16 protein-coding genes, 2 pseudogenes and 1 other annotated feature are annotated in these 15,581 nt (G+C 41.1%); of the genes and pseudogenes, 6 read left to right on the forward strand and 12 right to left on the reverse strand.

Annotation, left to right across the window (positions count from 1 at the left end; translation table 11 throughout):
- The first annotated feature begins 114 nt into the window (after positions 1-114).
- Genes MHB67_RS12025 through MHB67_RS12040 form a run of 4 tightly spaced genes read left to right on the forward strand, consistent with a single transcriptional unit; the run spans position 115 to position 3,181 of the window.
- Positions 115-903, forward strand: coding sequence for an amino acid ABC transporter ATP-binding protein (locus tag MHB67_RS12025; RefSeq protein ID WP_342492928.1), 789 nt, complete (start codon positions 115-117; stop codon positions 901-903).
- Entirely contained in the window at positions 900-1,760 is an 861-nt protein-coding gene (locus tag MHB67_RS12030; protein ID WP_133744237.1) for an amino acid ABC transporter substrate-binding protein, read from the forward strand. Before MHB67_RS12025 ends, MHB67_RS12030 begins: the two co-directional genes overlap by 4 nt.
- Positions 1,757-2,455 (forward strand): amino acid ABC transporter permease, encoded by a 699-nt coding sequence (locus tag MHB67_RS12035; RefSeq protein WP_342492532.1) that lies wholly within the window; start codon positions 1,757-1,759, stop codon positions 2,453-2,455. The genes MHB67_RS12030 and MHB67_RS12035 overlap by 4 nt, the downstream gene beginning before the upstream one ends.
- Positions 2,456-2,467: 12 nt before the next feature.
- The gene (locus tag MHB67_RS12040; RefSeq protein WP_122631830.1) at positions 2,468-3,181 is read left to right on the forward strand and encodes an amino acid ABC transporter permease; all 714 of its coding nucleotides are present in this window, start codon (positions 2,468-2,470) and stop codon (positions 3,179-3,181) included.
- Between the two features lie 35 nt (positions 3,182-3,216).
- Here MHB67_RS12040 and MHB67_RS12045 read toward each other — a convergent pair whose 3' ends face one another.
- The 4 genes from MHB67_RS12045 to MHB67_RS12060 form a co-directional block, all read right to left on the reverse strand.
- A complete protein-coding gene (locus MHB67_RS12045; RefSeq protein ID WP_342492533.1) occupies positions 3,217-4,047 on the reverse strand; it encodes a manganese catalase family protein in 831 nt (276 codons plus the stop codon).
- 125 nt (positions 4,048-4,172) lie between these two features.
- Entirely contained in the window at positions 4,173-5,213 is a 1,041-nt protein-coding gene (locus MHB67_RS12050; RefSeq protein WP_342492534.1) for a 2,3-butanediol dehydrogenase, read from the reverse strand.
- Between the two features lie 70 nt (positions 5,214-5,283).
- Complete coding sequence (locus MHB67_RS12055) at positions 5,284-6,504, reverse strand: MFS transporter (RefSeq protein WP_342492535.1); 1,221 nt, start codon at positions 6,502-6,504, stop codon at positions 5,284-5,286.
- 52 nt (positions 6,505-6,556) lie between these two features.
- Positions 6,557-6,797 (reverse strand) — a binding site (T-box leader).
- Between the two features lie 78 nt (positions 6,798-6,875).
- Positions 6,876-7,625: an SDR family oxidoreductase gene (locus MHB67_RS12060; RefSeq protein ID WP_122631842.1), complete on the reverse strand. Its 750-nt coding sequence runs from the start codon at positions 7,623-7,625 to the stop codon at positions 6,876-6,878.
- Positions 7,626-7,646: 21 nt separating this feature from the next.
- On the opposite strand from MHB67_RS12060, the pseudogene MHB67_RS12065 reads away from it, so the two are divergent.
- A pseudogene (locus MHB67_RS12065) lies at positions 7,647-7,842 on the forward strand (IS5/IS1182 family transposase); the annotation flags it as partial.
- Between the two features lie 99 nt (positions 7,843-7,941).
- Here the strand turns inward: MHB67_RS12065 and MHB67_RS12070 are convergent.
- The 5 genes from MHB67_RS12070 to MHB67_RS12090 form a co-directional block, all read right to left on the reverse strand.
- Positions 7,942-9,660, reverse strand: a complete 1,719-nt coding sequence (locus MHB67_RS12070; RefSeq protein ID WP_122631827.1) for an ABC transporter ATP-binding protein — start codon at positions 9,658-9,660, stop codon at positions 7,942-7,944.
- Positions 9,660-10,223 (reverse strand): GNAT family N-acetyltransferase, encoded by a 564-nt coding sequence (locus MHB67_RS12075; protein ID WP_122631826.1) that lies wholly within the window; start codon positions 10,221-10,223, stop codon positions 9,660-9,662. The genes MHB67_RS12070 and MHB67_RS12075 overlap by 1 nt, the downstream gene beginning before the upstream one ends.
- 687 nt (positions 10,224-10,910) lie before the next feature.
- Positions 10,911-11,684, reverse strand: a complete 774-nt coding sequence (locus MHB67_RS12080; RefSeq protein ID WP_342492536.1) for a methyltransferase domain-containing protein — start codon at positions 11,682-11,684, stop codon at positions 10,911-10,913.
- 98 nt (positions 11,685-11,782) lie between these two features.
- The gene (gene fdhA / locus MHB67_RS12085) at positions 11,783-12,997 is read right to left on the reverse strand and encodes a formaldehyde dehydrogenase, glutathione-independent (RefSeq protein ID WP_024423097.1); all 1,215 of its coding nucleotides are present in this window, start codon (positions 12,995-12,997) and stop codon (positions 11,783-11,785) included.
- Between the two features lie 401 nt (positions 12,998-13,398).
- Positions 13,399-14,001 (reverse strand): methyltransferase domain-containing protein, encoded by a 603-nt coding sequence (locus tag MHB67_RS12090; protein WP_024427897.1) that lies wholly within the window; start codon positions 13,999-14,001, stop codon positions 13,399-13,401.
- 319 nt (positions 14,002-14,320) lie between these two features.
- On the opposite strand from MHB67_RS12090, the pseudogene MHB67_RS12095 reads away from it, so the two are divergent.
- Positions 14,321-14,395, forward strand: a pseudogene (locus tag MHB67_RS12095) (YjcZ family sporulation protein); the annotation flags it as partial.
- Between the two features lie 43 nt (positions 14,396-14,438).
- Here the strand turns inward: MHB67_RS12095 and MHB67_RS12100 are convergent.
- The 3 genes from MHB67_RS12100 to MHB67_RS12110 all read right to left on the reverse strand — a co-directional run bounded on the left by MHB67_RS12100 (position 14,439) and on the right by MHB67_RS12110 (position 15,572).
- Positions 14,439-14,594: a hypothetical protein gene (locus MHB67_RS12100; protein WP_223251019.1), complete on the reverse strand. Its 156-nt coding sequence runs from the start codon at positions 14,592-14,594 to the stop codon at positions 14,439-14,441.
- 165 nt (positions 14,595-14,759) lie between these two features.
- Positions 14,760-14,894, reverse strand: coding sequence for a YrzI family small protein (locus MHB67_RS12105; RefSeq protein ID WP_065214597.1), 135 nt, complete (start codon positions 14,892-14,894; stop codon positions 14,760-14,762).
- Between the two features lie 447 nt (positions 14,895-15,341).
- Positions 15,342-15,572, reverse strand: a complete 231-nt coding sequence (locus MHB67_RS12110) for a YrhC family protein (protein WP_073206443.1) — start codon at positions 15,570-15,572, stop codon at positions 15,342-15,344.
- Positions 15,573-15,581 lie beyond the last annotated feature (9 nt).

The raw sequence follows: 15,581 nt of genomic DNA on the forward strand, positions 1-15,581 counted from the left end.
TCCAACTCCTCTGTTTCTCACAATCTATGATATCTCATTTTTCCAATCGGAATAAATAAAACACACTTTACTTATAGGATTTAATGTGTTAAATTTTATCAATATTAAGTACATCTGTCAAAGGAACGTGATGCTTTTATGATCTCAGCTACTAATCTACATAAATCTTATGGGCAGACCCATGTGTTAAAAGGCATTGATATCACCGTACAAGAAGGTGAAGTGGTCGCAATTATTGGACCGAGCGGATCAGGAAAAACAACACTTCTCCGCAGTTTAAACAGCCTCGATATTCCAGACAAAGGAGAGCTGACTGTTGGAGAAGTCACGATTCAATTTGAACGATATCATAAAAAAGATCTTTTAAAACTAAGGCAGCAATCTTCCATGGTATTTCAGCATTATCACTTGTTTCAAAATAAACGAGCACTTGAAAATATTACAGAGGGATTGATTGTGTCCCAAAACATGTCTAAAAAAGAAGCAGAAAAGGTTGGAGAGCAATTTTTATCGCGGATTGGACTGCTACATAAAAAGGATGCATTTCCGAGTGAATTATCTGGCGGTCAGCAGCAGCGGATTGGAATTGCCCGCGCTCTTGCGATGAATCCTGCGGTGCTTTTGTTTGATGAACCAACGTCCGCACTGGACCCAGAGATGGTCGGAGAAATCCTTGAAATGATCAAAGATATTGCGAGCCAAGGGATGACGATGGTCATTGTGACGCATGAAATTTCGTTTGCAAAAGACGTAGCGGATACGGTGATCTTTATGGCAGATGGGGAAATCGTTGAAAAAGGCTCACCAGAAGACGTCCTCTTGAAGCCTCAGCATGAACGAACAAAACAATTTTTATCCAGGATTCATCGCGGAATGTGGCAAAGATCGGAGGAAGACATATGAAGCAAAAGACAGCATTCATGACAGCTGGTGTCCTTCTGATTCTCCTCTCTCTGATTGGCTGCAGCAGTGTGAAAACAACAACAGATGATGGAAAACAAATTGTGAAAGTCGCACTGAGCGCAGAGGTCAATCCACCCTTTTTAGCCACAAATGACCGAAACGAACCGATTGGCTATAACATTGATTATTTAAATGAAGTGGAAAAAAGACTTCCGCACATACATTTTGATTACATCTTTGGCGAAGAAGAATCCAATTTAATTGGTGTTGGCGCGGGGAAGTTTGAAATGGCAGCTAATTGGTTTTTCAGTAACCCTGAACGTGAAAAACGGTTTCTTTACCCTAAAGTTCCGTACGGCTATTCGATGACAGGATTAATTGTGAATGAATCAAACCGGGATATTCAATCGCTTGACGATATGACATCAAAAAAGCTCGCTCCTGTCAGTCCCAGCGGCGGATTGCGTTCAATATTAAATCAATATAATGAAGAACATGATCCAGATATTCCGCTGACAACCATTGAAAGCCCTTCAAATGAACTCAACTTAAAGCGTGTTGAAAGCGGACGGTCCGATGCGGCTTTTATGAATATTTCGACCTTTGATACCATTCAAAAGCATCTGAACCTGAAGGTCAAAGTGGGCGGGATCGTGTCAAAGGAGCCGATCTATCTTGTCTTACAGCCAAGTGAGAAGCAGCTTGCAGCAGATTTGGACCGGGTTACACAAGAGATGATTGATGATGGAACATTGCCTAAGCTTGCGAAAAAGTGGTTTGGGGTTGATTTCTTTCAAGATATTGACTACATCTCAGAGCAAGGCTATCAATATGAAGAAAGGAAGGAAGCGTCATGACGTTTACAGCTGGAGATTGGCTTCGGATCTTTTTACAGGTGCTTGAACGCCTGCCACTCACTTTTCTCATAATTGCGGTGTCATTGTTTTTCGCCATCATAATAGGGCTCTTATTTGCATGCATTCGTATAAAACAAATCCCAGTACTGAAGCAATTGGCTGTTGTCTATTTATCTTTTACACGAAGTACGCCATTAATTGTTCAGTTATTCTTAATTTATTTTGGACTTCCTCAGCTTTTACTTGTGGCAGGAATTCAAATCAATCATTGGGATCGCGTGTTATTTGTGATGATGACGTTCTCTTTACATACGGGCGCTTATTTATCTGAAGTCTTTCGCAGTGCGTATTCATCAGTTGGAAAAGATCAGCTGGAAGCCGCCTACATTGTTGGGATGACAGATACACAGGCCTTGATCAGGATCATTATCCCGCAGGCCTTTCTCATTGCCCTGCCAAACCTCGGAAATTACACCATTGATCTTGTGAAAGACACGGCGATTGCCTTTACGATCGGGCTCATCGATATGATGGGACAGGTGAAGATCATTTTAGGAAATAACTATGGAATCGGCATGTTTGAAGTGTATGTGATCATTGCGATTGTGTACTGGCTCATTTGTATGAGCATTGAACTAGTCACCATGCTGCTTGAAAAGAAATTTGTAAAAGGCCGCACCAGCCTGTCACGTTAAGGAGGCGATTTGATGCAAACCATTGATATTCCATTTGCGATTGACCAAGTACCACATATTCTAAAAGGTGTTCCTTTCACCTTATTAATTGCACTAGTTTCCATGGCTGTGAGTCTTGTGATCGGATCTGTTTTTGCTTTCATTCGTCTCTTTCGCATCCCTGTACTCAGACAGCTCGTTACGCTCTACGTCTCCTTTTTTAGAGGTACGCCTCTTATTGTTCAACTGTTCGCTTTCTTTTATGGGCTTCCTTTTGTTCTAAGTAACATGAGCGGCACATTTGGGCTGACCTTTCACCCGGATATGGTCTCCCCATTAGCCGTTGCCCTTATTACCTTCAGCCTGCATTCAGCCGCTCATTTAACAGAGGTGGTCCGAAGTGCACTTCTGGCAGTAGACAAAGGGCAGCTTGAAGCGGCAAAAATTGTAGGCATGACCACACGTCAGGCGATGATACGCATTATTTTACCGCAGGCATTTGTTGTGGCCTTACCAAACCTAGGCAATCAGCTCGTTCAGTTATTAAAAGCGACATCTCTTGCGTTTACAATTGGGGTACTCGAAATCATGGGTATTTCCCGGATCATTGCAAATGACGGCTATCAGTTTTTAGAAACTTATCTCGTCTCTGCTTTGATCTATTGGATGCTGAGCATTGTCTTTGAATTAGCCTTTGCATTATTAGAGAAACGTGTCAGCGTATACGGAAGAACTCTCGGACGTTAAAAAGTCGATCAGGCACAAAAACCTGATCGACTTTTTTATTCACCCTTTTTTGGTGTGTTAAACAGTTCTTTTGGTGCGGGTTTGAGCTTTGGTGCAGAGCCGAAAACGACAGGAGCAGAAATATATCTGAACTCTCCTTTTCCATCCATACTGCGACCATGTGCCCATCTGCCTTGCTTACTTTCTTCCCCTCTTGAGAAGTTAAACAAGTCATAGGATACTTGCTGTTTTTCTAATGAACGAGGGAAGGTGGTTGGTACGACGACATCCCCTTCTCGCTCTTCTAATTCTTTAATTGCCGCAAGCCACATATTTTGATGATATGTATCACGAGCAATGAGGAAGGAGAGCATATCTTTGACGCCGCGGTCATCTGTCATTTCGTAAAGTCTTGTCACCTGAAGACGGCCCTGTGATTCTGCATTTAAATTGGCCCTGAAATCAGCCATTAAATTTCCGCTTGCAATGATATACTTGGCATTCCAAGGATACCCTTGACTATCCGCTGCCATCGCCCCTAAACCGGCAACAATTGCATGCTGCGGGTTCATTCCGCCCATAACAGCCGCAAGTGCTGGATCACTTTGATACGCCTGTTCTTGGTCTTTGACGGGTGCATTATCTAATAAACGTGCGATCATCGTTGCCAGCATTTCGACATGACCAACTTCCTCGGTTCCAACATCAAATAACAGATCTCTATATTTTTGGTCTGCCCGGCAATTAAAGCCTTGAAATAAATATTGCATCATTACACTGATTTCACCATATTGACCGCCTAATACTTCTTGCAGCTTTTTCGCGTAAAGCGGATCAGGTTTTGAGGGCTTTGCTTCATATTGCAATTCTTTGATGTGATAAAACATGATGTCATCTCCCTTATCAAAAACATCTTTTCACTTATCACTATTCAACCGCAGCTCTCATTATGAAAATGACCTGATCACATAAAAAAAGAGAATGGCTTATGCCATCCTCTTTGTTATCTTACTTATTCAGCACTGACTAAAATTTTCACTTGATCTTTTTCATTGATTAATGCATGGAAGCCATCCTCAATCACATCGTCCAGCTTGATTTTTTTCGTGACGAGTGTGTCTGCAGAGAAATAGCCTTTTCTCATTAAGTTTAATACAGATGGGAATACGTCTCTGTAGCCGATAATTCCTTTTACTGTACGTTCTTTAATGACAATGTCATTCGGCATAATTTCAGCGCCTTTTTCCCAAATGCTTACAATGACTGTTTCGCCTGAAATTCTAGTTGATTGGATTGCTTGCTTCAATACAACAGGTACACCTGTCACTTCAAAAGAAACATCGACGCCACCGTTTGTGCGGCTAGCAATTTCTTGAACAACATCTTCATACTGAGAAGGATCTACAATGATCGCTCCAAGCTCTTTTGCTTTCTCTTGACGTTCTTTTGATAATTCAACTGCATAAATATCAGTAGCACCAGCTGCTTTTAATGCTTCAATGACAAGTAAACCAATTGGTCCGCAGCCAAACACAGCCGCTGTATCCCCAGCTTGTACTTTACTAGAACGAACCGCATATAAAGCAACCGCAGAAGGCTCGACAAGCGCGCCTTGCTCATATGAGATTTCGTCTGGTAATAAATGAAGTAATTCTTCATCGACTGATACATATTCAGAGAATCCACCGCCGCCTCCGGCAAGCCCTAAAAAGCCCATGTTTTCATCTAAGTTATAAGCACCTTGATGGCCGTGAGTTGCAAAAATAGGTTCAACAACCACTCGATCGCCTACTTTATAATTGCTCACGCCTTCTCCTACTTCAACAACTTCACCAGAGAACTCGTGTCCCAGTGTAATTGGTGCTTTTTCTTTTGTAAGTGGATGAGGTTCATTCACAGGAATGAAGATCGGTCCGCCTAAATATTCATGTAAATCACTACCGCAAATGCCACACCATTTTACTTTCAGTTTCACTTTTCCTGGAGCAACTGTTGGTTCATCAATTTCCTCTAGTCGAATGTCCTTTTTATCGTGCCAGCGTAGTGCTTTCATTTGTAAGACTCCTTTTCTCATCAATTTAATTAACTTACTTAAATAATGATAACATAATTTTTTTAATTTTCTAAGTAGGATGCACTATTTTTTTGACAGTCAATAGACGAAAGATGACAAAACATAACAATAGACAGATTAGAAGCATACATATACACCCAATGATGACGGAGATTCTGATCGATAAAATATGAGCGAGTCCGCCAAATATTCCTGTCATGGCCATCGTCAGAATGGCTTCAACCAAAGCATAAAAGCTGGCTACCCTCCCCATCACCTCTACAGGAATATTCGTTTGATAGAACGTCATAAAGCCTGTGTTCGCAAATGCTAAAAAGAAGGCTAATATAAAAAATCCACCGGCGGCTGCAACTAGACTGCTGGAAAATGCATAAATAAGATAGCCAAACGCCACAAACAAACTGCCGATTCCAAGCATCAGCGAAACTGACAGCCTTTCGACAATGACCGAATTAAGACTTGCCCCTGCGATAATACCCGCTCCAGCTATACTGACAAGAAGGCCATATTGTGTATCAGTCAGCATCAATACTTCTTTTGCAAAGGCTGTTTCAAGTGAGTCTATGGCCGTAGGAAGGACCGTTATCGCCGCACTAAATAATAAATATACCGTCATGATCTGGCGTGACGTCAGACTAAAACGCAGAACAAGCTTTGCATCCTCTTTTAACATTGAAAGGGAAAACCGCTTTTGGGCAGCATCTGTTTTGAGCAAATTCGGTAAACACATCGTTAACAGTGCAGATATCAACAGGCAGATGGCATTTACATAAATTGAAAGAACAGGCGTCCCGATGAGAAAGAGCAGACCTGCTGCTGCGGGCCCAAGTAAAAATCCACCGGATTGTAATAAAGAGCGAATGGCATTAAACCGTTTTCGGTTATCCGCCGGGATGAGTCCTGTCATATACACCATCGACGCTGGATGAAACATCGCTTGTGCCATCTGTATGAAAAACACCATGACATACAGAATGAGCAGATGTCCTGAAAATAAGGCAAAAGGGATGCATGCAATGAGCAGAGCACGGGTAATATCTAAACTGATCATCACTTTCCGCTGATTCAGCCTGTCAATCAAACTGCCGGACCAGCTATTGGTCAAAAGAGCAGCAGCCGGTCTTAGCAAATAAACTGCTGTTACAGCAAGTACAGAGCCCGTTTCTTGAAAAATAAGCAGATGGAGGGCAATCATATAAATCCATTCTCCTATGTTCGCGATCCCGATGGCTCCAAGTAAAATACTCATATCCCGCCAATGTTTTTTCATCATTGTCCCCCCTATTTGTCATAAAAAAATCCCGCCCCCAAGACATGTCTGTCTTGAGGACGGGATTTACTCCGCGTTGCCACCTCAGTTCATTCATCTGTTGCCAGATGAACCTTAGCGGGTGATCATTCACCCTTCTCTGTAACGGGAGAAGTTCGCTGCACCACCATCCGAGGGAATCCGGTGCAGAGCTAAGAGGCTTGGTTCCATCATGCTTCCCAGCTCCTTCTCAGCTTCACGGAGTTCTCTGTGTGGGGCAGCTATGATGTACTCTTCTCTATTTGCGCTTTGTCTTTTTTTCATCACGATCTTCAGCTGAATTGTTACATATTGTACTGCGCCTCGATCAAAGCGTCAATGTTTTTTTCATGTTAATCCGCATAAATCATTTTCCTAGTCATGCCGCCATCAACAACCAAATCTGTGCCGTTCACAAATTGATTGTCTTCATCTGTTAAATAAAAACAGGCTTTCACAATATCCTTTGGCGTGCCGACTCGATTGGAAAGATGCTGCTGATGGTCAATTTCTCGAAGACTTTTCTCATCTTTCGTTTCAATCCATCCAGGGGAAATGCTATTTACCGTAATGTGATCCTGACTAAAAGAAACTGCCAAGGCATGAGTAAGCGCGGAAATGCCGCCTTTTGATGCAGCATATGCTTCTGTATAGGGCTCTGTCATGGTCGCACGGGTAGATGAAATGTTCACAATGGAACCGCCGTTTGGATTCTCTTTGATGTAACGTGCTGCTTCTCTAGCGCATAAAAAAGTCCCTCTTACATTTGTATGCAGCACATGATCCCACTCATCGACCGTTAACTCATAAGGCGATGCTGTGCACATGACGCCGGCATTATTAATAAGAATATCAATTGTTTTGCAGTGCTCCACCGCAAACGACATTAAGCGCTGAATATCCTTCTCCTGTTTCACATCTGTTTTAATGAAATAAACTTCAAAGGACTCTTTTCTCAGCTGCTCCTCCAAACGCTTCCCCTTCTCTTCATCTATATCCGCAAGCACCACACGCGCCCCTTCTTTTGCATAACCGCAGGCGATCGCTTCACCAATACCATTGGCTGCGCCTGTGATGATGACGGTTTTATGTTGAAAATTCATCATTCATCCAATCCTTTCTCCATGAGATGTTGTCGTCTATCATATCATTTTGAGGAATCTCGGCACAAAACTGAATTTGTATGACTAGATCAACTGGTCAAAGAGGTCACCTGCTTCGTAAAATTGAGCAGTAATTGATTTCTCATTTATCGTAGATAAGAAAAAAGCGTATTATAGCGAAATCAAAGGTCGTCCATCTCTTGATTTGTTGTTATTTAGAATCTAATTGAATATATAAAATGATTAAGATTTAGGAAGTAGGATGTTGTTCTGTCCCAAAGAATACACGAAAGCAACTGACTCGAAACATTTTCGTTTAATCTTCAGTTAAACGACCATTTTGCCAAAGCTGTTGATAATACGGATGTGTTTTTTGTAATTCTTCATGTGTGCCTTGACCTGACAAGCGTCCATCTTCAAAGACAAGGATTTGGTCTGCACTTGTAATCGTGGATAACCGATGGGCGATGATGATCGTCATCCGGTTTTTCGTTAACGCTTGAAGAGCAAGCTGCACTTCACGCTCTGATTCGTTATCTAAGTTCGATGTCGCCTCATCAAGTAATAAGATTCTCGGATTTCGTAAAATCGCACGAGCAATCGCAATACGCTGTTTTTGACCACCTGAAAGCTTAATACCTCCTTCACCAACCTCTGTATCGAGGCGTTTATCCAGCTGCATGACAAAATCATAGGCATAGGCTGCTTTTAATGCGCCAAGTACCTCTTGTTCACTTGCTCCATTCGTCCCGTACATGACGTTGTCACGAATCGTTCCGTTTAATAACGGTGCATTTTGACTTACATAGCCAAACAACCCACGCCACTCTGTTAAGTTAAATTGCTCAATGTTTTCTTTGCCATACAGTATCGCACCTGATGACACGTCATAAAAACGTTCAATAAGGGAGAACATGGTCGTTTTCCCGCCTCCACTTCGGCTGACAAAGGCCGTTGTTTCATTTGGCTTTAACGTAAACGTCATACCTTTTAACACGTACTTTTCGTTGTACTTAAACGACACATTTTCAAAATGAATCGGCTGTGACGCAGCAGTTACCGGTTTACCGTCTTGGACTTCACGCTTCTCATCTAAAGCCTCGACAATACGCTCTGTTGCGCCAAGTGTTTTTTGTAAATCAGTAAAGAATGTCGCCATTTGTGTAAATGGCATAATAATTTGTACTAAATAAATCATGATTGCCACAAGCTCGCCAGAACTAATGGCACCTGAAGCAACCTGTGAACCGCCATACCCAAAAATCGCAATGATCACAACCATCATGAGCAGTGTCATAAGTGGTGAAAGAATCGCAACAATTTTTGCTTCTTTTAATCCATACTTGTACAGCTGCTGAATTTGCTTTTCTCCGCCTGCTAGCTCTTGCTGCTCTGTTTGTGAAGCTTTCACAAGGCGAATGTTTGTTAAAATTCTTCCTAATCGTCCGCCAAATCCTGCCAACTCATCTTGATTGGCTTTCGAAATCGCGTACATTTTTTCTCCTAGCGGATACGTCACAAAAATTGTGAGTGGTACGGCGATCAGTAGCAGCAGCGTCATTTTCCAGTCAATCCACAATAAAACAACGATTGCACCAAGTATCGCAAAAAGCCCTGACACAAACGATACGAGCTTTTCCGTTACAAACTCCTTTACGACGTTTGTATCCTGCGTAATTCGACTCATCGTTTCGCCAGATTCATGTGCATCGTAATATGTTAATCGTAAATGCAGCATATGCTCCCATACTTCTGTGCGTAAATTCGCGACAACTCCTTCACCTAAACGACGCATCATATAAAATGTAACGGCACTAAGCATCGCCTGTACAATTAAAACACCAATGACTGGAGAGAGTGATGTTAATGCAAAACCAGTATCTGAAATTTGGTTAATAAGCTTCATTGTGAGTAGTGGCACAGCAAGTCCAGCTGCCACCTCTACGATACTTATAAAAAATAAAAGAACTAATTGACTATTCGCCATTTGACTGCGCTTCATCAAAATCCAAAGCTGTGAGATTTTCCCTTGCATTATGATTTACTGCTCACTTTCGTCATGACCTTTTCAAAACGGAAAAACTCATACTCTTCATCCGATTCCGGCTCTTTGCCTTCAACATTAGGTCCTGGGTTGCCTTGGTGATAAAACTCAACAATTTTAAAGCCGCATTTATTCACGTAAAAATGAATATTACGCTTTTCAAAATATGGTGTGTGCAGCTCCCAAACCTTCGTCTCTGGGAACGCTGCTTCTATCGCTTCCCACATTTTAGTGCCAAGACCTTTGCCATGTGCATTTGCCCTTGTATACAGGAAATCCACTTCGTTTCGCTGGGTTTCGTTATTCATTTTCAATACAACACCACCAATTCTTTCGGCGTTTAGTAAAAGTTGACGTACAACCGATTCTTTAGCAGTAAGTGAATGATTGAAATCTTCCTCAGACGGGATTGGTCCCATTTCTGCCGGATCTTCCGCATCTGTAAAACGATCTTGTAACCCTTTCATAAATGCCTCTTGTAATTCTGCCTTAAATGCTGCTAGCTCGTCCTGCGGTACAGGTGCTAATGTCATTTGTTGATTTAGTTTTGTCATTTCTAAATAACCCTTTCTTGTAAACTGATTAAAAATGGTCTAGACTCCGTTTTCGAATCCAACCTTCCGCCTTATTACTCCATTTCATTGAGAAACCCAACCATTTACCAAGCCAAGTTAGTAGTGGTCGAATGTTAGGTCATGTTAAGTACAAGAAATAGTGTAAAGTATGGAGTAACTCTAGAGTAAAGAAAGAAATGAAAAATATATTCGAAGAAATAATTATCAGCTAAACCTCTTATGTAAAGCGACGAGAAAATAGGTTGGTCGGTACCAACGGAGAAACTTTACGAGCAATCTACTCATTTTTTTAAAAAACTTGGGGTTAAAATACGGTATTGTGTATGCAAAAGAAGATGACTTAAATGAGGAGTCTGGAGATGTAGGCTGCCTATTTGTCGTCTATATGACCGTCAGCAAGAATGAAAACAGCTGGGTTCTATGAGATTATTTATCATCAAGGACCTTATGAAGAAACCTTAGAAAGTATCTCTTTCGTTGATATGTATTGTATATTCAATGTGAATTCCACAATAAAGAGCCGTCCCATTTATGGAGTGGCTCTTTATTGTTAAACATTTATTGAGAAACCAATACCATTGGCTGCGCCTATGATGATGACTGTTTTCCCTTTAAAATGTAGCATATGATTAATTCCTTTCAATGACTCGTATGAATGATTTACTTTTACCCTTTCCTGAAAAGAGCAATCCAGTCATCCACCTCTATTGATTCTATTTGATCCTCTGTCATGTTCAATCTATAATATTGCTTTATTTTCTCGTTAGCATCTAACATGTATTTTGTAACGATCTCTTCTTCCTTTAAAGTTTTTGTTGTTCGCTTGACCCATTCTTGAAAAGGGTAACGTTTTTTTCGTTCCATTGATCTTACTTCTTTTATTCCCTCTTTATAAAACAATTCCCGCCATTGTTCTTTAGATAGACAGGACACATGACTTGGGTCTCTCAATCTTTCCAGCTCATTGATAAATAGTGCAAGCTCTTCATCATTTGGCGAAACATTATCAATAAAGAAAAACAGACCATTTGACTTTAATACGCGAGATGCCTCTTTGGCAAACTGTTCAGGGTGCGGGAAATGGTGTGCTGCAATTCGGCATGTGACCATATCAAATGTGCCATCTAAAAAAGGAAGGCTTTCTGCATCCGCTACTACATAAAAAATTTGTGGATACGCTTTTAAATGAAGTGATGTATGCGAAAGCATCTCTTTTGTTAAATCCGTCGCAAATACTTGATTCACATATGGAGCCAATGCTTTTGCGGTATGCCCGCCACCAGTTGCTATATCGAGGACGATCCAGCTTTCTTCTGGAGCTGTCCATTCAACAATTAGATCCAGGTCTGCTCCCTTTGCATGAGTTTGACTCGTCACATACTTTTCTGCATTTCTCCCAAATTGTTCTACAACCCTTCTTTTGGCTTGATCTGAATTCATCTAATTCCTCCCCCTTGAAATGGATTTGTATATTCTATGTGATTTTCCACAATAAAGAGCCGTCCCATTTTATTGAGCGGCTCCTTTCATGTTAAAAATTATCGAGAAAGCATCCCGTGCGGGTCAATGACAAATTTCTTCGCCACACCCGAATCAAAGTCACTATATCCTTTAGGGGCTTGATCAAGGTCAATGACGGTCGCATTGACGGCTTTAGCGATCTGTGCTCTGCCGCTTAAAATGGATTTCATTAGACTGCGATGATATTGCATAACAGGGGTTTGACCTGTCACAAAGGTATGAGCCTTCGCCCAGCCAAGTCCAATTCGCACTTTCAGAGAACCGACTTTTGCATCGGCATCCACTGCTCCTGGATCTTCTGTGACATAAAGCCCTGGAATTCCAAGCTTGCCGCCAACTTTGGTAATATCCATAATCGTATTTAAAACAGTTGCTGGTGCTTCTCCCTGGTCTCCATGACCCGAAGCTTCAAAGCCGACACAATCGACGGCACAATCAACTTCTGGCTCCCCTAAAATATTCGTAATTTGTTCGCCGATTCGATCATGTTTTCGTAGATTGATCGTCTCACAACCGAAGCTTCTTGCCTGTTCCAGTCTTTGCTCATTCAGATCTCCAACAATCACAGCAGATGCGCCAAGAAGCTGAGCCGAATGTGCTGCTGCAAGACCTACTGGCCCAGCACCTGCAATATATACGGTCGAACCAGGCTTTACTCCAGCCGTATAAGCACCATGAAAACCTGTCGGGAAAATATCGGAAAGCATCGTGAGATCAAGTATTTTTTCCATCGCTTGATCTTTGTCTGGAAATTTGAGCAGTTGAAAATCTGCATATGGAACCATGACATACTCGGATTGGCCGCCAACCCATCCGCCCATATCTACATATCCATAGGCAGAGCCTGGGCGGTCCGGGTTTACATTTAAGCACACATGGGTTTTTTGTTCCTTACACATGACGCAGCGTCCGCATGCAATATTAAACGGAACGGACACGAGATCTCCTTTTTGAATAAACTCCACATCTCGCCCAACTTCCACGACTTCACCTGTAATTTCATGACCAAGGACAAGTCCTTCAGGTGCAGTCGTACGCCCTCTCACCATGTGCTGATCACTTCCGCAAATATTCGTCGTCACTACTTTTAAAATGACGCCATGCTCACATTTGCGCCCCACATTGGCTTTAGGTACACCCGGGCCGTCTTTTAAGACCAAATCAGGGTATCCAATATCCTCAACTGCTACTTTTCCTGCTCCTTTATAAACGACACCTTTGTTTCCCGACATGATTTCATTCCTCCCTTTTGTTTAAAAATGAAGTCTCTACAATTTTCTCTATTTCTTAAGCAATTTCCTTCTTCAAACAGCACATTATGTGAAAAATAAGGAGGCACATGTCTATGTGAGAAAGAAAAATGTGTCTTTCAGCGAAATAAAAAAGAAAATATTGAAAAAAAAGCTAAACTTTTGCAGAACGGTGTCGATATAAGAAATAAGCCAGACAGGTATCCTTAATCGACAAACAAATTCCTTATATATACTATCATTCCTTACACACCTGGCTGGCGCCTATATCACATACAAAAGGCTCTTCTGATGAAGAACCTTTTTTTATTGCAGGCAAAGAGGCTCCTCTGACGAAGAGCCTCTTTTTTGAGTGCTTGTTCATTACCTGGGAAATATTTTCATCATTTTAAGGCTTTGATACAGATGTATGTATCATAGTGATAAACCGAGACTTCTCTAAAGTGATATGCTGAAAACAGACGGCTGATCTCTTCTTCACTGTACGATGAAAAAGATGTTGACCGTTTTTGTTCGTTGATCAGCTCCTGCTTTTGGAAAGATAAAAATACTTCTCCATCCACTTGAAGGACGCGGTACACTTCCTTCATGACTTGCTCAATATCCTTCAAGTAATAGATCGTCTGCACCGTAAATAATTTATTGAATGATCTGTCTTCAAAAGGTAATTGCTCAGCCTTACCAAGCGTAATGACGGCTTTGTCCTGTTCCGCAAGCTTCTTATGTTTTCTTTTTGCATATTTAATCATATGGCGAGAGGCATCCACTCCATATACTTTTCCGCGGTCAAGTTTTTCAGCTACCTTTGATAAGGTGATGCCTCTTCCAGTCCCAATTTCTAAAATTCGGTCATTTTCTTGTATATTTAAGAGTTGAATCGTCCATTCATTGATATTATGATGATTTTTTTCCATATAGCGGGCAACCCATTTTGAGAACAAGCCTTTTGGTTCCCTCATTTGTTTTCCAATCCAGCTTTGAATCAATGTTAACACCTGCTTTTCACCAGTAAATAAAACTATTTACAAATTTTCTTACTTTTCATATCGGCTCTCACCTAACAAAAATTAAGACCTAGTCCTAATTTATTTGTCTTTTATAAGACGCTCCTTTTCAGAAAATGTTTCGCAGAAAGTGAAAATTTTTTTAACCTGAATAGGCGTTTTCATTATTTGTGCTCAGATTGATTTCGTTTTCTGCATGAGCTGCATAATTTATAAATGTATCTTGATTAGATAAAGGTGGTGCTAGATTATGGGCTTTGGCGGTTATTCTGGAGGCTACTGCGGTGGCTACGGTGGCGGTTTTGCAGGCGGATTCGCATTGCTTGTTGTACTGTTCATTTTGTTGATCATCATTGGTGCAAGCTGGATTTGCTAACGTAAAAGGAGCAGGAAACGTCATGGTTTCCTGCTCCTTTTCTTTAATACCAATAAGTCCGGTACTGATACATATAACGTCTGAGCATTTCCTCTTGCTCTCTTTGCATGCGGTATGGATTGCCGTATCCGTGCTTTAAGGAATGCGGAATAGATGCATACCCGTGCCCGACAGAAGGAAATCTCATATATGGTGACATCGACATTCATTGATCACCTCACAATCACCTTTTACGGTATCATATGTGCAGGTGATCAATGTGGAGCGTGTCTAAACCTGGTCCTTCTCCATCGTATAACAATCAAGCATGGCAAGCATCATAAACATGTCAATCTCCTCCTTTTCACATTTTTCATTTCCTGTTTTAGTTCATATACTTTAGTTGTTTCTGTTTCATTTCTTCATAAATTGTTTCGACTTCTTGTTCGTAAAGAACGGTCTCAATGTCCTTGTATTTCCGCTTAATCGTCAAAGTAATAAAAAATAAATGGATTGTCATATACGCTCACCTCCCTTCAGTTCGCAGCACGCGAAATAGCCCGCAGATCTTCTTTATCAGTTGACCTGCGGGCACACAAAAATGCAGATCAAAAGACAGTGTCTTCCAACCTGCAATGGATGATACGTGTGAAATCCTCGTTTACTTAAACAGTTTTGAAGCGTGCACCGTATAAGGCAAAGGAAGGACACGAACTCTTCCACAGGCTGATGACATGATGAAATTGTTGGTTGAATTGATCACAAGTAGATACGAATAACATATTCTTCAGCCTCCTTTACGTTTTTTTAATTACTTTGTAAGTATATCCAGCAAGCACCATTTTGTAAACCTGTTTTTAGTAATATAGATGAATTTTGTGTTTTTGACTAAATTTCTACAGTTATTCTTGTCCGATTATCCAATACAATAAAAAAGCCTCCTCAGGCAAATGAGGAGGCTTTCGAATTAATCTTCATCTAATTCTTGCAGTTTCTTTTGAAAGAAAATCGCTCGTTTAACACAAACAAAAGCTGCTAATAAGAAAACACAATCTATTCCGATCATCAGCATTTTTGGAGATGCTTCGATGTGCTGGTTCGGTAAGATCGTACCAATATATAAAAAGGTGCTGACAGCAAGCAAAATAAAAGCGTACTGCTTGTAATCTGTCACTAAATCACTCCACTTTTTCTTCACTTGTTTCAC

Origin of the sequence: Bacillus sp. FSL H8-0516 (assembly GCF_038635285.1) — a bacterium.
Lineage (GTDB): Bacteria > Bacillota > Bacilli > Bacillales > Bacillaceae > Bacillus > Bacillus safensis.